The sequence below is a fragment of the Acidobacterium sp. FHG110202_01 genome, assembly GCF_059115305.1.
The window spans coordinates 263,721-284,141 of the sequence record NZ_JBZYWJ010000006.1 but is presented as its reverse complement, the minus strand read 5'-3'; the positions used below and the strand labels follow the sequence as shown (position 1 = coordinate 284,141).

Below are 20,421 nucleotides of genomic sequence, written 5' to 3'. Positions count from 1 at the left end.
GTTCGAGAAACAGGGCACGCAGCATCAGACGCCAGAGTAATTCAGATCATCTCGGATAACTGGACAGAAGCCCTTGCTCCAATAAAAGAACTAATGTGCGAGAGCGCGGTTGTGGAGGCCGCTTAGTGGCGGCTCCGGATCACTCAAAACCCTGCCGGAAGCGCTCTTCAATGAGGAGGAGGTGTTTCCGGAGATACGTACCTCTTTTGCACATTGCGATGTACGTATTTTGCGTAGATACTTTCACCATGCCAAAAGTTCCATCGCTTGAAGTAGTATTCCCAGAGACTCGCCGGGCGGTGCTCAACTCGGTTCTTTTTTCGGGGGATCGCTGGTGGTACCTGGCTGATCTTGCCAAGTCCTTGGGGAAACGACCATCGAGTCTCCAACGAGAGATGCAAGCCCTGAATCAAATTGGGATTCTTTCACGACGAGTCGAAGGTCGAAAGATCCTGTTCCGAGCAAACCATCAATCTAAGGAATGCGCTGCCTTACGGGGAATCTTCGAGATTTCCCGCCGAGCGTCTTGACCCTCCTGGAAAGCCGACACTGAGTCCCACATGGCAAATCGAAATATCCTCCTGATCGAACCCGGGTACAAGAATAAGTACCCGCCACTGGGCCTGATGAAGATTGCGCAGTATCACGGCCCCAATGGCAGGCGGGATCACGTCAAATTCATCAAGGGCGAAGACAAGTCGGTGCTCGGCCTGCCATGGGACCGTATTTATGTCACCACTCTTTTTTCGTTCGAGTACCCGAGGATCTCGGAGTCGATCGAATTTGCAAAACGGGTGGCGAACGGGCAAACGGACAAGATCTTTGTCGGCGGGATAGCCGCATCGCTCATGCACGACCGTTTCGTTGAGAACGATTCGTGGCGGGGCATACGCTTTATCAAAGGTCTTCTTGGAGAACCTCCTGCGGTTTCGCTACAGCTCGACGACTTCGCAGAAGAGATGTATTCCGACGATCGTGACGGAACTCCAATCGAAGATCTGACTCCGGACTACAGCATCTTGGAACAGATCGATTACAAATACCCCGTATACGACGCATACTTCGCCTATGCGTCGCGCGGATGTATCCGAAAGTGTCATTTCTGTGGGGTTCCAAAGCTCGAAGGTGAGCAGCGTGACATGCAGTCACTGACTTCGGTTGTGACACGTATCCGAGAGCTCTACGGCGAGAAGAAAGATCTGATTTTGATGGACAACAATGTGGTGGCGTCAGAGCGATTCCGGGAGATCGTCGCGGAGATTCGGGACCTTGGCTTCATTCCTGGTGCAATGTTGAAACGAGGGCGTGTGCCGGTTCAAAGGCGTGTTGATTTCAACCAGGGGGTGGATGCAAGAATTTTATGTAAGGATCCGATGTATCTGCGGGAACTGTCCAGTATCGCGATCAAGCCCCTGAGAATAGCCTTCGATCATCTCGGACTTCGAGGGCCGTATGAGAAGGCGGTGCGCACCGCCCACGAGTTTGGATTGAATGAGCTTTCGAATTACATGCTGTACAACTTTCACGATGATCCTAATGACTTATACGAGCGCATGGACATCAACGTCCGCTTGAATGAAGAACTCGATATCCGAATCTGGTCTTTTCCAATGCGTTACCAACCGACTGACAGGCCAGATAGGGGACACATCGGAGAAAAGTGGAGCCGTTACGAACTTCGGTCGATGCAGTTGATATTGCAAGCAACACACGGGGTTGTGAGCGGCGCCCCGATTTTCTTCCGTCGCGCTTTCGGCGCGAGTGTCTCCGATTTTCGTAACTTGCTGTTGCGCCCCCATCACTTTATCTTCAATCGCGACTGGTTTGACTCCGGTTTAGGGAGACCTGAGCTGGACGAGTTTTCCGCGAATTTTAGACGGCTTTCTGACGATGACCGTCGCGAGTTGGTGGAGCTTCTTTCCTCCTGCGATCCACGGGACATCCGCAAGCTGAGTGCATTCGCACAATCCAATTCGGTGAAGAGGATCTTGCCATTTTACGTACCTATTTCGAAGGATAAAGAAGCAGAGATTTGGAGAATGAGGAAAATGTCAGGACAACCTGCCGACGTTCCAGAAGATGAGAAGGTTGAAGATGCTGGTCTTGATGAGCCGATTCTGTTTCCGACGAAGCGACAGAAACCTCTGTCGATTGGAGCGACTGTATGAGTAATGTGCTTCCCATCTACGCGGCTGTTCGAAACGAATGGAAGAACATTGATGAAACACCAATATTGGGCAAGGATGTCTTGGAGTTACTAAGCAGCTCCATGTACGTGAACCCACTTTCTGTGTACCGCGAATATGTACAGAACGCTGCGGACTCGATAGAGGAGGCCTCCGCCATTGGCTCGCTGTCGCGTGCGAGCGAAGGACGTATCGAAATTTCCATCAATCAGTCCGAACGCAGCATTCGCATCCGTGACAACGGGACTGGTATCGAGCAAGGGAAGTTCGTTTCTCGAATGGTTGCGCTTGGGGCCAGCCGTAAGAGGGGCCTGAAGGCTCGTGGGTTTCGTGGTGTTGGACGGTTGGCTGGCCTCGGATATTGCCAAGAGCTGATATTTCGTTCGCGCGCCGACGGTGAACGGGAGATTTCAGAACTTCGTTGGGATTGCAGATCGCTCAAATCCAACCTTCGCGACCCTAAGTTCTCAGAGCAGCTTTCTTCCTTGATTTCCAGAGTTGTTCGAACCAGAAAGGGCGAGGATGCCGACTATCCTGACCGCTTTTTTGAGGTCGAGATGATTGGGGTAATGAGGAACGGAGCAGACATACTGATGAACTCCAGCGCTGTCGCATCATACCTGAGCCAAGTCGCGCCGGTCCCTTTTTCTCCTGAATTTGAACAGGGAGAAACACTCAATCAGGCTCTGACAAAAGCGGTCCCAATGGGGAATGTCAGAATCTACGTAAATGATAGCCAAGCCCCCCTTTATCGTCCCCACAGAGGGGAGTTCGTTGCCCGAAAGGGCATCAACGACACCGTTCGTGATGTGACGGTCAGGGAATTCTTCGGAGCGAATGGCGAACTGTCGGCCATAGGGTGGTGGGCTGACCATTCCTACTTGGGCGCGATTTCGTCCGAGACCGGGATCGGAGGGCTCCGCTTAAGGTGTGGCAACATTCAGGTTGGCGAGCATGACCTGCTTAACGACCTTTTTCAAGAATCCCGGTTTAATAGCTGGATTGTTGGCGAGATTCATGTACTGGATGAGCGCATCCTCCCGAATGGAAGACGAGACCATTTCGAACAAAGCGTCCCTTTCGCGGATCTCCTTACTCAATTGACTCCGCTGGCACATGAACTCGGCAAGAAATGCCGTGAGAGTTCAATCCAGCGTAACGCCATGCGCGAGTACCAAGCGAAACGTAAACAGATAGAAGATAGTCTAGAAATTCTCAAACAAGGGGCAATTTCTTTGGACAATGCAAGGCGGCGTGAAGAGGATATTCGCGCTTTGCTCGACCAGTTATGTCGCTTCAACAGTAGTCGCATCAAGGACGAACGACTAAGCCGCATCATGGCGCGAAAGACTGAATCCTTAAGGACGCGGGCGGAGCGAATATTTGCGAAAGCTCATACTGCGCCCGCTCTAAAGTCGAAGAGTAAGGCCGAACGATCGAGGTATGAACAGATCTTCGGAATGATCTACGAATGTTCTACCGAGCACAATGCGGCTAAGAGCCTTGTTGATCGGATCTTGAAAAGAATGGGCTCCTGAGAGCGCTCGGTTCTGTTCAGATCAGTCTCGAGAGTCATTTATTTTCTTTAGAAGCGCTCGGGCCCGCACGCTCGTCCGGTTTTGAGATCGAAATATAGTGTTGAACAGTCCTGTACGAGGCTCGAAAGATCAGTCGTTCCCGAAGACACGCAGTATCCATAAAGCCCCATAGGCGATCTATCCTTGTACTTAATCGCTCCGAAACATCGCACAGAAAGTTCTCTCTGGATTCCATTCAAACTAAGCGCTTTGAAAAGAGTCAGTGATGGATGAGCGCGACGGAATGTGCTTTTCACTATCGCTTCGTTAGAGGAGTCAATTCCGAGTACATCGAACTCTCCGCCAAATTGGTCACGGATAGCAGGGATGCCCAGGTGATGCCCAAGGTGACTTGTGATTATGAGACCATCACCCTCGCGAATAATCTCGTCCTGGAACAGCTCGCCGAATCGTTGGTCGTAATCGCCCCATGCGCATACGCCCAGTAGGTCAATGTAGAAGAGGTGAGGTAAATTCGACGTACGTTTGTGATTCCAAAGGGAGCCATGTTGGAGCTGAACTGAGATACCGATGTCCTTCAGTTCGTTTGCGGTCTGTTGTGCTAGCCCATGACGGTCTGCGTTAGTTTCATATGACCAGAAATTATTGGTGAAGTCAGGCTCAGCGAAGGCTACGCTGGGTATGTCTCGGAGTTGTGTTCCTCCTAGAGTCACGTAGCAATGCGGCCCCGGCAGGGCGCATTTGCGCAGCCATCTAGCGAGCATTAGATGGAAAGCCGCGTACTTGTTCGGACCGAAGTCCAGGCGGATATCGCTGGTGGTGGGCATCGGGCTAGGACTTTCTGGAACCCTTCTGCTTCAGGACGCTGAGAACATGCTCCTTGGCTTTCTCGCTGAGTTCCTTCTTGACTTTTGGACTGTCAAGCGCGCCTTGTATCTGAAACCAAGCTGCCACCCGTCTTGCCTCTTCAGTTGTTATCGCAAAGCTTAGCTGAACGCCCATATCTTTTTTCTTTTTCGGAGGCGCAAGCGTCGGTTTGAAAATATCGTCTGGGAGTTTCTGACCCCTCTTGCGGGTCGCGTCTATCGAGACGGTTGCGGAGTTCTTGAATTCAACCTTGTGCGTATGTTTATTGGAGACGTCGTAGCGAGCTTCGATCGTTTTCTTGATTCCCCCGTCACGCAACCTGCTGATCTGTTGGTAAGCATCATGCCAGTTGGAGAAAAGCTCCTTGACTGCAGGGTGAGTTCGAACGAGGTCGATAACGTCCCTGTCATAGTTCAGATGTCTCTTATGCGTATCCCATGGAATGAAGACGTTCGGACCTATGATGTTTACCCAACCCCGCACCAAGTTCCCCGCATTCCCCTTGGGGAGCTGTTCTGCGAAGAGTCGTGTGTCGTGAGCAGTGAAGAGGCGATTGTTCCCATATAGATCGAAGCCCGGGCCGGCCGAATGACGGTTTCCCGTCGTGACACGACACCCGATAACGATTTCGATAGTGATCGGATGCCTTAGCCCTTCATATTCCAAAGATGTCTCGAATGTGACCTGTTGAGGCGAAATGTTTACCCCGCCATCGTCGGCACCAGAAAAGTCATAGAACTCGTTAATATCGGAAGGAATTCGTTTCCCGCGCTTTGGGAAGTAAATATTTATGTTGCCGGACCGAGCAATCAACAGCCCGTAAGTCTTTGTAATCTCCCGAGTGATCTTATCCATTTCTGCGGGTGTGCAGTACCACATCGCACCGACAGGCTCGGGGCGCAGTTGCATCACGTACCGAGTTTGCCCACGCTGGAGATCAGATGGCCCAGCAAGATCAAAATAGGGAAATTTGTACTCGTCTACGTCGGACAGCCAGTCACTATCCAAGTGGATCGCTACACCCGAATCACCTGTCTCAGCAGGATTCCAAAATCGAGTCGTAATGTTGATAGCGTTGGCTAGGCGGAAGATTGCTTTCTTCCCTCCCGTCTTATAGCTTCCAATGCTCTTCGCTAATGCTTCGGTCTCACTGTGTCCTGGAACCACCAAGTTGATGAGCTTATCCGAAGGTACACCTCCTGCGTTGTCTTCATATGTCAGCTGTCCTAGCTCGGAGTCAATATCGATGTAAATATTAAGTTCAGATGCAGTCTTTTGTGGATAGCGCTCGCGCCTACGGTTCCAAGCATCGATGCTGTTGTCGATTAATTCAAGAAGAGCCTCGGATCTGTCGAGGTCACGCCAGGCGCCAAGAACGACCTCTTTGTTAGGAGGGCTTCCAGCTTCTTTGGCCGTTCCAGAAAAGGTCTGAGGCTGCCACAGAGCCTTCTCTCTAGCAAGATGCTGACGAAAGACCCCGTCGTCGCCGCCGTCAAACGTGTAGTCGTTGACGATTTGATCCTGTGGCACGTCTCTCAGAACCTGGAGTTTTTCTTCATGCCCTAATGTTTTCCAACTTGCTTTGGTCATTGGGTGTTCCTTTGGTTATTGACCGTGCGAAGAGCACGGGTTTCTTCGAAACTGAACAGTCGAACTATCGAGCCCCCAGACGACGAGACCAAATATGCCGAGCCTCGTGGAAGCGAGCTTACGGTCCTCGACAAGGTCTCTTCTGAGAGTCCTTCGAGAGCACGTTTACGAAGTTGCTTCACGACGCGGCCATTGGTGTCGAAAAGCTGGAAAGCTAGCTTTGTGGCGGTGTTGGTATATGCGACGGACGTAAAGTCTTCTGGTTGTTGCGAGGCGAGAATCACTCCCAAACCGAACTTCCGTCCTTCTCGCAAAAGTCTCTGCACCGGAGACCCGTCATTCATTGCTAATCGATGCGCCTCGTCGAGCACGATATAGCATCGTAGAGAACCTGGGCCGATAGATTCTGCAAACCTGACTAGATTCCATAGCAGGAACTCGGTTACCGCCTTTTCAACTGACTCTTCCAACCCATTAAGTTTGAGAATCCAGATTTGATCTCCGGATTCAAGCAGGTCTGGCCAGCTAAGAGTCAGGCCGCTTCTGCGGAACGTATCGAAGAAAAATATTGTTGAGATGTGCGATGCGAGGGACGAAGCAGCTCGACGTTCGACAGCAGTACCGGCTCGCTCGTATTCTCTGATTTTCGCTTCGATCTCTCGGAATGCAGGAACCGGGTGTTTCCAGCTTTCCTTGCTCTCAACCGTGATACCAGCATCTCTGAAGGCCTCGGTAGCAGCTTGCCTAAGCAAGGTATGCTGCTGAACACCTAGTCTTGGATACACGCGAAGAAATGTATCAGCGACTCGTTGTGACACCGTCAAGGGTCCAAGCAGATCGGTCGGAAAGATTTGAAGTGGATTGATGCTGATACCTTTTGCGCCTAGGTCGAGTGTCTTGACTGAGATCTCTTTGGCAAGATTGGCAGCTTCGGGTGTCAACGTGAAGCCTTGGCCATAGTCGAAAATAATCGAAGGTACTCTATGATTGGCAAGTTCTATCGCTAGCCGCGAAACGGTATACGTTTTGCCGGACCCGCTTTCCCCAACAATTAGGACATGCGGGTTACTTGCTCGCGACGGAGACCATGTAACTATCGCCCCGGAGGGATCAACGCCAAGAGGCAGCTCGATCGTTCCCGCAGAGTCATTCAGAAATTCTGTCGTAGCGGAACTAGTGTCTCCCGATCCAGCTTCGATTCTGGATAGAGCGCTCGTTTCTCGGTTGCTCCGCATCGTCCGATGTGCGAGTAACGCCGATATCTGTCCAGGTGCCAATCCTGTTTCGTTTGAGATAGCTTCACGGCTCATGCCCGCGTCCAGCATTTGGAATAGCCTCTGCTTCTGTTCTAGTGTGATCCGAGTCTTCACTGGGCCGCTACCCTCCCGGACGACAACGACCTAAGCAACTTTCTCAGGCACGAATTTATTGCGGTAGTCCTATCAGGCACGAGCCCTTCTCGCTCGGCCACTTGAAACTCGGCCCAAAGGGAGCGTTCAACCCGAAAAATTACCGATACGCGATCCGACATTTTTGTGCCTGCGGGCCGTCCAACCTTTCGGTTAGGCATCCGATTCCAAGCGAGCCGTGCTGCTGCGGAATAGTTTGTGATCTCGTCCATTCGAATCTGCATCGTATGGGCATCGCCATCCAAGGCGACGGTCCAACCAATGGCACCGCTCGACACTAGTACACCTCTCCGCCCAGCGAATTCGCCTTTTTTGATTCGCACCTTATCCCCAGATTTGAAAAGCGATTGCACAATAGAATGGTAAGGTTCAGAGTAAATACATGCAATAAATAAATTAGGCTATACTGGATTTCGAGGGCTGAAAGTGGCCGAACTTTCCAAAATCGAGTGGACGGACGCAACTTGGAACCCTGTCCGAGGGTGCACGAAGGTGAGTCCGGGCTGTAAGCATTGCTACGCATCAACATTTGCGGAGAGATTCAGAGGAGTTCCCAATCACCCGTATGAACAAGGATTCGATCTGCGTTTGGTCCCGGAGAAACTAACGGAACCGCTGAAGTGGTCGTCCAGCAAACGGGTCTTCGTAAACTCGATGAGCGACCTTTTCCACAACGATGTTCCTGATGACTACATCGCAAGGGTTGAGGATGTGATGGGCGAGGCGAAGTGGCATACCTTTCAAATCTTGACCAAGCGGGCTGAGCGTCTTCAGACGTACTCAGTGAACTCGAAAGGAGCCTGTTTGCCCAACGTCTGGTGGGGCGTGAGCGTTGAAGACCGCAAGTATGGCTTGGAGAGAATCGAGCATTTGCGTCATTCACAGGCAAGGTTCAAGTTTTTGTCGGTAGAACCACTCTTAGAGGATCTTGGTGATCTTGATTTGTCAGGCATTGATTGGGTCATCGTAGGTGGCGAGAGCGGATTCGGGGCGCGTCCTATGAATCCAGATTGGGTTCGCAGCGTTCGGGATCAATGCCAAGATCAACACGTTCTCTTCTTCTTTAAGCAGTGGGGAGGAGTGCAAAAAAAGCGCACAGGCAGAGAGATTGATGGGCGTACTCATGACGAATTGCCTCCGCACAGCAGTTGCAGAATTCCAGACAAAGAGACCCGAGACCTAACGATCAAGAGACTAGGCCTACGTTGGGGTCTACCAAGTGCTGCCCTAAAGCCAAATTCAGCACAGAACACATCCCTCAAGCTATTCGACTGTTGAAGTATCTAATTTCGATTTCGGTAGTGTGGCCACCTTCTCTTGCCCGGCAGAATTTCGGAATTCCTTGTTCGCGCGACCTCCTGCGGGTTTGCTTGAAATATTCTTAGCCATTTCTTAAAGGAGGGTACTTCGTCGATTGACAGCCTCGTAAATGACCCACCGTCCCAAAGTAAGGTCAATATCTTGACTATTACGTGTAACGTATGTTTATAGAGGCAACATATTGTCTTTTTATCTCAGGACGACGCAAGAGGTTCAGAAAGGGATTGCGGAGCGATTCAAAGCCCGGCGTCTAGCCCGGACCTGACGCAAAGAGAACTGACGGTGCGCTCGGGCGTGACCCTGAGCTCCCTGAAGCGATTTGAACGCCAGAGATTGATCGCGCTGGATTCGCTTTTGAATCTAGCCTTGGCGCTGGATTGCCTTGAGGATTTCGACAAGCTGGCGGTGAAAAGTCAGCCGATCCCGACGGCCCAATCGCTCGACGACATGCTGGCCACACCGATGTTACGGCGGAGAGCTACAGACAGAAAGGACGTACCCATGGCGGATGATCCAACAGGGTTGCCGACCGTCTATCTGGATGCGCAAGATCAACACCGTAGGGTCGGGCGCCTCGCATTCAAGGATAGACAGATTCTCTTCGAGTATGACGCCGCGAATCTCACTATAGGTACGCTGCGATATCGTGAGGGTCGAACCGGATCGAACTGGAAATCTTGAGTGACGGGATTTGGCCTTTAGCGGCCATCCTGTAGATCTTCTTGATCGATACGTCCAGGATTTGGGCGACCTCCGCTACGCGGAGAGCTTCTTTCTTACCTTCTACGATTTCGGCTAAGAGCATCGGTTCCTCCGTAGTCCCAAGCGAAATGGGGTCTGGTGAAAGTCTCACCGAATGGAATTTCGGTCAAATTCAGGAATAGGGAACGTCAGATGGGAAGAAAGGGATGTTAAGAGGCACGCTTCGACGCTCGTAGCCATTTTTTAAAGGGAGGGGGAGGGAGCTCTCTCACTGACTGTTCATGATGTTCTCAGATGGAAATTGCTGGATGCAGGGAACACGCAGGAACGTCGTGCTCTTGAGAAGGCATCCAAGGTGCCTGTTGGTACAGAGGCTGGTATAAACGAAGCGAGGGATGAATGAGCCATTTCTACACCGTTCAAGAGGAAAATCCGCTTGCGACTGCGAAGCTGAGGGGGATGAAGCGTCGGGAGGAGATGGTTAAGGCTGCGGGTGGAACGATGACTTCCGAGCAGGTAGCCAAGGTTCTGAATCTGTCCCGCCTGGCAGTGGACAAGCGCCGCGCATCGAACCAACTGCTCGCCCTTCCTCAAGGAAAGCGAGACTATAGTTATCCGCGCTTTCAGTTCCATGAAGGCAATATGCTAGACGGTTTCGAGCACGTACTCAAAAGCCTCAACTCGCTCGATTCCTGGATGCAGCTCAATTTCTTCACCACTCCCGATGAACGTTTAGAAGGAGAAAGTCCGATCGAAGCCCTGCAACAGGGAAAGATCAATGAGGTTGCAAGGATTGCCAGCACATATGGGGAGCAGGGAGCGCTATGACGGATTCCAAGTCTTTAGGCGGATACCCTTTGCTACATCCAGAACTCGCGACACAACATCTCGTAATATTCCCAGAACTCATACAGCGCTAGCCACCAAGCATGGTTTGTGCTGGTTGTGGCTGCGGTTTGCGAAACTCAAATTGACCCTTTCGATGACAGCCTGATTCCTGGCAGGCTTCAAATACCGGATAATGCTCTCCAGGTTGGTCTGTCCCATCCAGGTCATCACCGTTCTGAGGTCGATGCCAGCCTGAAGGTGAGTGGTGGCGAAGGTCGCGCGGAACTTGTGGAGCCAGAACTCATCGGGATTCAATTCGGCTTTCTTGGCGTTGCGCTTGAGGGCGCGCAGCATATGTTTGTCTCGCGTGTTGTTTTCTGTGCTGAAGACCAACGAATGGGCCGATGCGCGTGATGCTGGCAAGGATTTGCGATGAGCTTCGAGTATCGCTAGCAGTTCGTTCGGTACAGGCACTTCACGTTCTTTGTAGGCCTTCGGTGTCCAGTTGAATTGCGGCTTCCAGCGCATCTCGATGATGTTGGCGTTGAAGCGGACATTGTTCCAGGTGACGTGCATGGCCTCTTGTTCCCGAAAGCCGCTCATTAGAAGGAAGTCATAGAGCGTGCTGTGATAGGGCGAGCAGGCTGCATGGAGCTTCGATAGCTCCTCTTCCTCGTAGATCGAGACTTCCTGCTCGATGAAGCGCGGATGATCGTTCTTGCCAATCAGCTTCGGCACGCCTTGGGCCTGAAGGAAGGTGAGCACGTCTGCGAACTTGTTATGCACGGTGCGTGGAGAGAGCTTCTTTGTATCGCGAAGGAAAGCCGCCAGACGCAGGAGATCTTTCCGTTCGACTTCATCCAGAAATCTCTTGCTGCAGGATTCCTGGAAATATCGCAGGGAGACGATGTATCCCATCCAGGTCTTTCTTTGTCGGCTGAGCTGAATCTCTTCGAGAAAGTCGTCTACCGCAGAATTGATTCGTAGTCGGGAGTCGTCTTCGATGGGATTGGAAACGATGAGTCCGGATGCGAGCGCATCCAGCTCTCTTTGCTTGCGAACTCGGCAGTTGTATGCAGCAGTGGCATCCGTGCCAACAGAAACACGTGTGCGCTTTCCGTCATCCGTCCAGTCGAGGTAGTAAGCGCCTTCGGGATGCCTTTCCTGGCGTCCATCAACCATCACCGAATCGGGCTTGATGCGTCCGTTGGGACCGACGACGACCGGGCAGTAGCGCTTGCCTTCCGGGGTGTCGATACGTTTGGTGATATTCACCTGCATGGGACCTTCCCACGGCAAAGTTCGTATCACTTTTCGTATCACCCCTCCCATACTCGGTCAAAAGCATTGATGGGAAATGGGTTAGATGGTCGGGGCGGAGGGATTCGAACCTTCTCGCCCTTTTCCCGAAAGGGTTCCAGAATCAATCCTCTGGACTGAGCTTCCGATCGGTGGTGCCTAGGGTGGTGCCGTTTTGGCCAGAAGATGGCCATGGAAGTCTGCCTCACCAGGCATATCGTAACCCAACCTCCTCGCCCTCTTCTGGACCGAGATCCAGGCCCAGCAAATTGGACTGAACTTCCCGGCAGTAGTAACTACACTGCTGCCGCTTTGGCCAGGAGATGACCATGGAAGTGAATGTGATCAAGCGCGTCATAACCGAAAACTGGGACCGGTACTGCACCGTAGTCCTCAACAGCAGTGGGCGTATCAAACCGGACTGGGTCGTCGTCGACGGCAATCCGGAGAAACACCCGGAGGGGTCCTACTATCTGGAATGGCGCGAGGACGGGCGAAAGAAGCGCCTCTCGGTGGGCAACGACGCCACCGTCGCCTTCAACAGCAAAATACGAAAGCAAAAGGAGCTGGAGGCCCGGGCACAGGGGCTGATCGTCGAAGCCCCCAAGGACGAGCCGGACCGCGCCCAGCTCCGCTCCGCAATGGCTGACTTTCTCACGGAGATTAAGCTCTCCCGGAAAGACAAGACATGGCGAGGGTACAAAGTGGCCTTCGCGTACTTCCAGAAGTCCTGCGACAAGACATGCGCCGAAGACCTGCAACGGATCGATCTGCTCCGCTTCGTCGCCTATCTCCGGGACAAGAAGAAGCTCTCCCCGCGGACCGTCTTCAACAAGTTCACCTGTGTGATGACCTTCCTCGATGCGCAGGGATTACCGAAGCTTCTGGCGAAGAACGATCGGCCGCGCTTCGTGCGAGCCGAAGTGGAGATCTACGAGGACGATCAATTGCTCGACCTCTACCCTGTCTGTTCTCTCTACCACCAGACGCTCTACGACTTCCTGCTGATGACGGGTTTCCGGGAACAGGAGGCGATGTACGTCACCTGGGAGAACATACGGTTCAGGGCGAATATCGTAGAGATGAAACGCAAGCCCCAGTACAACTGGATGCCGAAGGGGTACAAGGAGAGGGAGGTTCCCGTACCCGATGAGCTGCTCCGGGCGCTCGAAGTCTATCGGAGTACCTTGCCTCCGAAACGCGCTGCCCCGGCCGCGCTCGTCTTCAGCACAAGAAGCGGAAAACCGGATAAGCACATGATCCGGGCGCTCAAGCGAAACGCCAACAAAGCCAACTTGAACCCGGAAGACTTCTGGCTTCACAAGTTCAGAGCGACGTTCGCAACCACGCATCTTCGGGCCGGAGTCGATCTGAGGACGGTGATGCTCTGGATGGGGCAGACCACGCTCGAGAGCATCACCCGCTACTTGAAGCCGGCCCGCAAGGACGAAGTCATCCACAAGGTCAACTCGAGCTTTACCGGACCCACGTTTGCCAATCGCAAGAAGTTCGTGGATTCAGGCACAACAATTACAGAAGCAGCCTAGACCACGCTAGTTTAGGTGGATAAAGAGGTTGATTCAGTTCAATTTTCCTTACGCCGGGGAGCAATCTCCGGCGTTTTTCTTTTCACTCTATAGAACGTATTCACAGATTTGACGCAAACCCCACTTGACCTCATCGTTACGTGGCCATTGCTTTTACTCCGAGATAAGCAAAAGGAGGACATCATGCTTATCGATCAGATGCTTGAGCAGAAGAAAGGTGCTCTTAGAGCAAGTGAGATAGCACGCTTATTAGATCTTTCCGCAAAGCAGATCTACAAGATGGCTGCAAGTGGAGAGATCCCATCACTCCGCATTGCAAATTCCGTCCGATTCGACCCACACGATTTTGCCGCTTGGCTCAGGAGTCGATCGAGTGCTCCTGCAATCGAACCCGAGCAAAGGCCCACTTTGCGGAAGCCCCGCCCAAGACCGCATCAGCATTCGAAGAAGAACCGATAAAATCGATTAAATTTGGTCAAAGATCATTCTGGAGGCGGAAATGACAGAGCCTCTGAGCAGATCGCCGGTTGCCTGAATGCTTTCACTGACCATTGTCTGAGGAAGTTCTTGTTCTCGCTATGTCCATCGATTTTTTAGAGACTCTGTAGAAGAACAGGAAGGGTTTGTGCCCGGTTGATTTTCTCAAGAATGTGGAAACAATGGAAGGTCGCCGAGAATCCAATGTCTCACCCCATCGAAGCAAAGCCTCTCTTGCGAATCGAAGCAAATGTGACCCATCGGCTCGATTCCTTTGATTGGTCTCATTCCTTGACACATACCCCGGTTATCAATTCGAGACTTTAAGCGCAAGCGACTGCATCATCAGTTCAATGCCTCCGCTCGTTCAACTTTCTTAAAAGCTATGCCGAATTGCTCCGGAGGAGGTTTTCCCCAATTGCGCATTTCGGTGCAAACCCTACCGTCTTTTCCTCAAATTTCCGGGGAACAATAGATAGAGCAGGGGCAGACAGAGTTCCCGAGCAATCAGAGCCACCGCGTGGCACGCGAGCTGGCGGTGAACTCAACGAACCGCGCCAGGGCCGTGGGACGACTCAAGTTTCGCTCGCTAGCATCGGATCGTAGTTATCGCGAGAGGCTTAGTCCGCCTGCAAATTCACGAGAAGGAGAGAACGCCAGAATATTGGCTGCGCACCATGACGCCAACACACTCACCCGACGATCCCAACAAGCAACGCGACGAATTCACGAGACAAATGGTTGAAGTATTGCAGGACAAGATTCTGGAGATTGTCGAAAATTTTGCGGAAGATCATCCAGACTGTGACCCCGCCGCTTACCCGATTGCAATCGGGCAAGCCTTCGTCGCCCAATGCCTCAAGACTTACGGCGTGCAAGGCTTTGAGGCGGCGAGTAAGCAAGCGAAGCTCATCATCGATGAGATGAAAAAGGCATTGCGCGATAACACAGGTGATTACACGATGTGATCCCAGGAGGTTCTAATCATGAAGCTACATATTTTGGTTTTGTCAGCTATCTTCGCGCTGCTTGCTCTCTCCGGTTGCAAGTCCGCGCCTCCAGAGATTGCAGGTAAGTGGCATGGCACTAGCCCTATGAACGCAACCCTTACGACCACGCTTAACCCTAAGCCCCGCAGTGAACAAGCGGAAATCGATATCACTCTTGTTCTCACCCAAAACGCCGGCACAGTGCAGGGAGAGGCGACTGTGGCGGTGCCTAAAGGTTCCGTCTATCACATCCCTATCAAAGCCGGAGTAGTGGCTGCCGATGGCAAGATTACCCTCGACGGCGAGTCTGACTCTGCCCTCACGAAGTCACATTTTAGCTTTGATGGGACGGCCTCTACCGGGAAGCTGTCCGGCGATGCGGAATTCGGATTCAGTAACGTCGGCGGAAAAGCTGATTGCAAAGGGCCAGTAACTTTCGCCGCTGCAAGTTGAAAGAGTGCTTATCAGCGAACTGCTCGAAAATTTGACCGAAAAGTGAAGCCGACCCACACTCACCCCGCGCAGAAACTTCCGCGCGGAGGCGAAGGTGTTCGAAAGTCCGTCACAAGCGCATCAGGCGCTGACAGACGTCGGCTACATCACGGACGAGGTGACCGCAACCACGGTCTACCTGGCGGGAAAGCTGCATAAACCTCTGCTTCTGGAAGGGCCGGCAGGCAGCGGGAAGACGGAACTTTCCTATGCGGTAACCCGCGCGGCCCAGACATCGATCGAGCGGCTGCAATGCTTCGAGGGTCTTGCCGCCAGGCATGCCATCGGAGAGTTTGATGAATCGCTGCAGCGGCTCTATCTTGAAACGGCCACACGCGTAGAGAGGCCGGACTGGAAGGCGCTGGCCAAAGAAATCACGACGCTTGATTTCTTCATCCCTGGCCCGCTTCTCAAAGCCATCCTTGCAAGAAAGCGCTGCGTTCTGCTCATTGACGAACTGGATAAAGTGGATCATGCCATCGAGGCCATGCTGCTCGAGATCCTTTCCATGTGGCAGATCTCCGATCCCCGGCTCGGCACCATCCCCGCGGAGTCGATCCCTTTCACCGTACTCACCTCGAATGAAGAACGGCGGCTTGGCGATCCTCTGCGCCGTCGCAGTCTCTATCTGCGTATCGAATATCCTACGCCCGAGCGCGAGGGAGAAATCGTTGCGCGTCGTACACCGGAAGCGGCGGCTTATACGCACCTGCTAATTGCGGGGATCGCTAAAGCTCTCCGCGCCTATCGCCTGGAGAAGCCACCTTCGGTCTCCGAAATGATCGATATTGCCCTGGCGATCGAGTTGCTCCGGATCGACGAGGTTACAGTCGAGCACCGCGATGTACTCTTACCGCTCTTCGCCAAGACATCACGCGACCGAAAAAAGCTCGCCGATCTCAGAGATGCCTTCGCCACCATTCTCTATGCTGCCAAACTCTATGCGCGGGACATGGCAAGCCGTGATGTTTCCGAAGTGCTCAAGCAGACGGCCGAGGAGCAGCCTGTATGAACAGGCACATCTTGGTAACGGTGATGTTTCTGCTCTTCGGGAGCAGTGCCGCTCATGCGAATACCCTCGATCACGAAGCAATCTATTACGCCAATGCATACGCCGACCACTATGGTGTACCGCGTCCCCTGGTGTACGCGATCATCGATCAGGAATCCGGGTGGAATCCCAGAGCACTTTCGAATAAAGGAGCTATGGGGCTGGGACAGCTCATGCCCGCTACCGCCCGCCGTTACGGCGTGCAAAGACCCTTCGTGAAGTCCGACAACATCGGCGGATGCGTCCGCTACCTCCATGATCTGCTCACACAGTTTCACGGGGATATGCGCCTCGCTGTGGCGGCCTATTACACAGGCGAGAAGCGGATTGCGCATCGCGGTCTAGCTCTCCGAGATCCCGATGTTGTCAGCTATGTGGCGCAGGTGCGTCAGCATTACTTGCGCGAATTGAAGCTTCACTCCTCACCTACCGCGGAGGGTCATCCATGAACCGGCAGATCCTGATTCGTCTCTTTCTCTGCTGCGCATATTCTGCAACAGCCCAGTTGTCATCTCCAGGCGTTGCGACGAATTTGCCTGTAAAACCTCAGGTATCACAAATTCTGATCTCGCCTGACGTTGTCTCTGAAATTCACCTCAGACCGAATATCGCCACCAGCATCCTCATGCCTGAAACCGTCGCGGACGTGGTGCTGGGAGCCCCCGAACTTTTCAGTGCGGAACACTCCGAACACGCGCCTCAATTGGTCGTTGTGAAGCCAATCACGGATCAATCGGCCACCAGCAATCTGCTCATCTCAACGAGTTCAGGGCAACACGTGAGTCTGAGGCTCATCAGTGATGGATCCACATCCCCAGAACAACCGGTGGACTATGTTCTCGTCTACAACGTTCGGCATGACTTTCTGATTCCATCGGATGATCCAGCGGATGCAGTTGGAGTCGGACCTCAGCCTCAGTCCCAGCCGCGCTCGGTCCTCGAGGCAGCATTTGAGGCGCAACAACGGATCGCCAGCCCCAACTGGAAAGTCGAAGTCGATGCCAAACATCCTTCTAAAATCACGGCTTCGATTGGCTCTGTAAGTGCTGACGGGAACAGCCTTGTTGTCGCATTTTCTGCTTTGAACCAGAGCGGTCAATGGGTCGAGATCTTGCCGCCACAAGTCGAGTTGAATAATCCAGCTGCGCAGGCGGGTAAGAAACCGAAAAAGAAACACCCTGAAATTCTCGCCGACCAGATTCCGATCACCGACTATCGCTATACCCAACAAAAACTCGCGCCTGGCCAGCGCGCCGATGGAGCCGTGCGTTTCGAACGTCCGGATTTCAAACAGGCCCAGGAACACCTGCAGCTCGAACTGGCCACTGCCGACGCGGTCAACGAACCGGTTTTGCTCAATCTCATCTTTACCGCGCCCGCAAATTCACATTCATCGCAGGAGGACACCGATGCCCGTCCCTGAACCGACTACCCGTCAGAAAAATCCTATCGAGCATCTGCGAGATTTTGTTTCCAGCGTACTCGAACCACAGAAAAAGAAACAGGATCCAGAGCCGGAGCAAGCGGATGGCGCCGAAGCAAGGAAGCCTTTCCGCGGCCGCAACGTCGCTGACGGCAATAGCGAAGACAGGACCATCAAATTCCTCTTTGCCGGCACTGGAGCCGTGGTTGTGATCGTTCTGATGGTTATGGGGCTATCCCATAAACATGTCACGAAGAAAGCGCCCGCGAACGCTCCCCCGATCGGCCAACCTCCATCCTCATCCCAGCCATCGCCCACACAACCGAACAACAGCAATATTGTGCCCCATATTGCCATGCAACCTGCTCCGGCGCAACGAGAGCATGCGGGAAAGCTCACGGCGCGGGACCTTGAAAACGCAGACACCGCATCCTCGTCCGCAGTTCCGCAAACAAAAGCTATTCCGAGTTCTCCTCCTGCAACTCTGGGGCAGGTCGCTCCATTCAATGCAGGTCAAACCGGCAATGATAACTGGTCGCCAAAGCCCTACGCAGGCCAGACAGAGCCAGCAAGCGCCACTCAACTAAAAGCAGAACGGGCCGGCCTTGCAAAACCTTCGTTGGTCTTTGTAGCCACACCAAAGGCGGAAACTTCTTCCCGCGAGGCGGCGAACCCGCTTCAGCCAACTCTCAATCTGGGACCCGGGACTCGCCTGGTTGCGAGACTGAACGCTATCACGACAACTGCTGTCGATCTGCCGGTGAATGCAGACATTGAGTATAGCTATCAGCGCGACGGCGAAATCATCGTGCCTGCCGGCTCCACAGCCGTAGGCCATATTCAACAGGCAGACCGCTCCGGCTATATGCTGATCAAATTCGACCGGATAGAGATTCCCCATCGGGGGGAAGTTCCCATCGACGCGGTCGCCACGAACAGGAATCTTGGGCCACTTAAAGGAAAGGTAACCGGAACTCATACCGGCCGCAACTTTCTAGTGCGCTCGTTCACCGATGTCGGGTCCGGCCTTGCGATGTTTGCGGGGCAGAACAATACGAGCGGTGCCATCAGCGAAAATGATCTCCTCCGCGCTCAACTAGCACAGAACGTTGGCAATGCCGGAGATCAGGAGATCATGCAGTTGATGCTCACCGAGCACCCTATCGTCACTCTCCCTGCGCACACGGATATTTTCGTGGTGTTCGAAAAGACGGACGCCAAAGCAACGAACGCCAACAGGGGCACACTCTCAAGCGGTCTCCCACAAACGTCTCTCACTCAGTTGCGTCAATTGCTAGAGCTTCAGCGAGAGCTGAATCAGAGCCAGCCTGTCGCCCCAAACGCGCAGCAATAGTTTTCGCGGTGTTCAGCATCTGCTCGCGCCATGGCATTACAGTCATCATTGGATGACGATGTAATGTCGCACAGCCAATCCGCTTTTCCAAGTGCACTGCTTTGTCCTTAGGCTGAGACTCCTCAGCGCGCAAAGACAACTCCTGTCTTTGTTTGATCGAGCGCGATTGACTTTGCGTTACTTCAGAAACCCCGCCCCGTCTTTGTATTTCCTCGGGCAAATGAGTAAAAGGTGCGTCATTGCTTTCGTTCCATGAAGAAGATGCACTCGCTACACCGTTGCATTTCCAGATTGCGCAGTTGGATCAAACCTATGGACTTGACCGGAGTGCGCATTTGGGCCCGGAGGTGAGCTTTTCCTCATTACGCAATCAGGGAGAAAGTCTCTACAACTCCTGAATGCGCAATTCGTCTCAGTTCACCGTTTCCGGTTTGCGCAGTTGGTTCAAACCTCTAGACGTGGCCGAAGTGCGCATTTCGGTCCAAGACCAGCTTTCGCCAGTGCGCAATCGGGGAATAAATCATTACAGCGCCCGAATGCGCAATCAGTCTCAAGCTTACTTTTCCGATTCGCGCAGTTTGGTCAAACCTATAGAGTTGACCGGAGTGCGCGTTTGGGTTCAGAAGTGGGCCTTCCTCACTGCGCATTCAGGGACAACCTCTCTACAAGACCTAACTGCGCAATTGGAGAATAAACTCTTCCAACCCTGTGTTAAGTCTTTGAATTTGCGATGCACGATCTCCGCGGATCTGTGCGATATGAAGGTTGCGTAGACGCTGTCTTCTTACATGCAGCAATGGCCGCGCACGTGAGTCAGCGAGCAATCACTCTCAACACGCACACATAGATGCGATCTGACATTCCTTATGTCCCCGCAATAGCGACATATTCGTTGCCTGCGAAAAATTGATCGAGTTATGGAGCCGACTTAAGTTTCCTTCCGCGACGGCACACCGTCGAGGAGGAATTCATGAAGTCCACTCTCAAGCGCTGGCATGAGAGAGTTGCCCTCCAGGCTCTCATCGGCGTTTTTCTTCTCACACTAGCGATGGTCCCCGCAGCTGCCGTCGCCCAGAATCTCGGACAGCAGCCGGCCACCGGACAAGCAGTACAAGGCCAGAGTGCCACTGCGCCCGAAGGGACCTTCTTAAATTTCACAAACTGGGTCGGAAACGTTATTTGCCCGATCGCCGCCGCTCTCGCACTGGTCGGCTCGATCATCAACTGGCGCCAGGGCCGCAACTATGCCGGATGGCTCGCAACTGCAGCCGGACTGCTCATGGTCTCAGGCGGCCTGCGATTCATCGAATATCTGATCGAGAACTCGCAAGCGGTGGGATAGGACGCGC

The 20,421-nt window shown here is 53.1% G+C and carries 18 protein-coding genes; 14 read left to right on the top strand and 4 right to left on the bottom strand.

The window, feature by feature from the left end:
- Window positions 1-560: 560 nt before the first annotated feature.
- Together AC5S16_RS14730 and AC5S16_RS14725 are read left to right on the top strand one after the other, a co-directional pair.
- Window positions 561-2,168 (top strand): radical SAM protein, encoded by a 1,608-nt coding sequence (locus tag AC5S16_RS14730; protein WP_493930840.1) that lies wholly within the window; start codon window positions 561-563, stop codon window positions 2,166-2,168.
- Window positions 2,165-3,724: an ATP-binding protein gene (locus AC5S16_RS14725; RefSeq protein ID WP_493930839.1), complete on the top strand. Its 1,560-nt coding sequence runs from the start codon at window positions 2,165-2,167 to the stop codon at window positions 3,722-3,724. The genes AC5S16_RS14730 and AC5S16_RS14725 overlap by 4 nt, the downstream gene beginning before the upstream one ends.
- 831 nt (window positions 3,725-4,555) lie before the next feature.
- Here AC5S16_RS14725 and AC5S16_RS14720 read toward each other — a convergent pair.
- Together AC5S16_RS14720 and AC5S16_RS14715 are read right to left on the bottom strand one after the other, a co-directional pair.
- The gene (locus AC5S16_RS14720) at window positions 4,556-6,181 is read right to left on the bottom strand and encodes an ATP-binding protein (RefSeq protein ID WP_493930838.1); all 1,626 of its coding nucleotides are present in this window, start codon (window positions 6,179-6,181) and stop codon (window positions 4,556-4,558) included.
- Window positions 6,178-7,506 carry an ATP-binding protein gene (locus AC5S16_RS14715; RefSeq protein WP_493930837.1) on the bottom strand — a complete coding sequence of 443 codons (1,329 nt, stop codon included), beginning with the start codon at window positions 7,504-7,506 and terminating at the stop codon, window positions 6,178-6,180. Before AC5S16_RS14715 ends, AC5S16_RS14720 begins: the two co-directional genes overlap by 4 nt.
- A 510-nt stretch (window positions 7,507-8,016) precedes the next feature.
- Between AC5S16_RS14715 and AC5S16_RS14710 the strand changes: the two genes are divergently transcribed.
- Both AC5S16_RS14710 and AC5S16_RS14705 read left to right on the top strand, forming a co-directional pair.
- Window positions 8,017-8,868: a DUF5131 family protein gene (locus AC5S16_RS14710; protein WP_493930836.1), complete on the top strand. Its 852-nt coding sequence runs from the start codon at window positions 8,017-8,019 to the stop codon at window positions 8,866-8,868.
- Between the two features lie 324 nt (window positions 8,869-9,192).
- Window positions 9,193-9,591 (top strand): hypothetical protein, encoded by a 399-nt coding sequence (locus AC5S16_RS14705; RefSeq protein ID WP_493930950.1) that lies wholly within the window; start codon window positions 9,193-9,195, stop codon window positions 9,589-9,591.
- Here AC5S16_RS14705 and AC5S16_RS14700 read toward each other — a convergent pair.
- Window positions 9,536-9,715, bottom strand: coding sequence for a helix-turn-helix domain-containing protein (locus tag AC5S16_RS14700; RefSeq protein ID WP_493930835.1), 180 nt, complete (start codon window positions 9,713-9,715; stop codon window positions 9,536-9,538). The genes AC5S16_RS14705 and AC5S16_RS14700 overlap by 56 nt on opposite strands.
- 296 nt (window positions 9,716-10,011) lie before the next feature.
- Between AC5S16_RS14700 and AC5S16_RS14695 the strand changes: the two genes are divergently transcribed.
- A complete protein-coding gene (locus AC5S16_RS14695) occupies window positions 10,012-10,440 on the top strand; it encodes a hypothetical protein (protein ID WP_493930834.1) in 429 nt (142 codons plus the stop codon).
- Between the two features lie 78 nt (window positions 10,441-10,518).
- Here the strand turns inward: AC5S16_RS14695 and AC5S16_RS14690 are convergent, their stop codons facing one another.
- Entirely contained in the window at window positions 10,519-11,721 is a 1,203-nt protein-coding gene (locus tag AC5S16_RS14690) for a tyrosine-type recombinase/integrase (protein ID WP_493930833.1), read from the bottom strand.
- Between the two features lie 347 nt (window positions 11,722-12,068).
- On the opposite strand from AC5S16_RS14690, the gene AC5S16_RS14685 reads away from it, so the two are divergent.
- The 9 genes from AC5S16_RS14685 to AC5S16_RS14645 all read left to right on the top strand — a co-directional run bounded on the left by AC5S16_RS14685 (window position 12,069) and on the right by AC5S16_RS14645 (window position 20,414).
- Window positions 12,069-13,286: a tyrosine-type recombinase/integrase gene (locus AC5S16_RS14685; RefSeq protein WP_493930832.1), complete on the top strand. Its 1,218-nt coding sequence runs from the start codon at window positions 12,069-12,071 to the stop codon at window positions 13,284-13,286.
- Window positions 13,287-13,469: 183 nt separating this feature from the next.
- Entirely contained in the window at window positions 13,470-13,745 is a 276-nt protein-coding gene (locus tag AC5S16_RS14680) for a helix-turn-helix domain-containing protein (RefSeq protein ID WP_493930831.1), read from the top strand.
- A gap of 695 nt (window positions 13,746-14,440) precedes the next feature.
- Window positions 14,441-14,731 (top strand): hypothetical protein, encoded by a 291-nt coding sequence (locus tag AC5S16_RS14675; protein ID WP_493930830.1) that lies wholly within the window; start codon window positions 14,441-14,443, stop codon window positions 14,729-14,731.
- A gap of 18 nt (window positions 14,732-14,749) precedes the next feature.
- On the top strand, window positions 14,750-15,205 hold the full coding sequence (locus AC5S16_RS14670) for a hypothetical protein (protein WP_493930829.1): 456 nt from the start codon (window positions 14,750-14,752) through the stop codon (window positions 15,203-15,205).
- A 94-nt stretch (window positions 15,206-15,299) separates the two neighbouring features.
- The gene (locus AC5S16_RS14665; RefSeq protein ID WP_493930828.1) at window positions 15,300-16,256 is read left to right on the top strand and encodes an AAA family ATPase; all 957 of its coding nucleotides are present in this window, start codon (window positions 15,300-15,302) and stop codon (window positions 16,254-16,256) included.
- Complete coding sequence (locus AC5S16_RS14660) at window positions 16,253-16,744, top strand: lytic transglycosylase domain-containing protein (RefSeq protein WP_493930827.1); 492 nt, start codon at window positions 16,253-16,255, stop codon at window positions 16,742-16,744. Before AC5S16_RS14665 ends, AC5S16_RS14660 begins: the two co-directional genes overlap by 4 nt.
- Window positions 16,741-17,718, top strand: a complete 978-nt coding sequence (locus tag AC5S16_RS14655) for a hypothetical protein (RefSeq protein ID WP_493930826.1) — start codon at window positions 16,741-16,743, stop codon at window positions 17,716-17,718. The genes AC5S16_RS14660 and AC5S16_RS14655 overlap by 4 nt, the downstream gene beginning before the upstream one ends.
- A complete protein-coding gene (locus tag AC5S16_RS14650; RefSeq protein ID WP_493930825.1) occupies window positions 17,705-19,072 on the top strand; it encodes a TrbI/VirB10 family protein in 1,368 nt (455 codons plus the stop codon). Before AC5S16_RS14655 ends, AC5S16_RS14650 begins: the two co-directional genes overlap by 14 nt.
- A gap of 970 nt (window positions 19,073-20,042) precedes the next feature.
- Window positions 20,043-20,414 carry a hypothetical protein gene (locus tag AC5S16_RS14645; RefSeq protein WP_493930824.1) on the top strand — a complete coding sequence of 124 codons (372 nt, stop codon included), beginning with the start codon at window positions 20,043-20,045 and terminating at the stop codon, window positions 20,412-20,414.
- Window positions 20,415-20,421 lie beyond the last annotated feature (7 nt).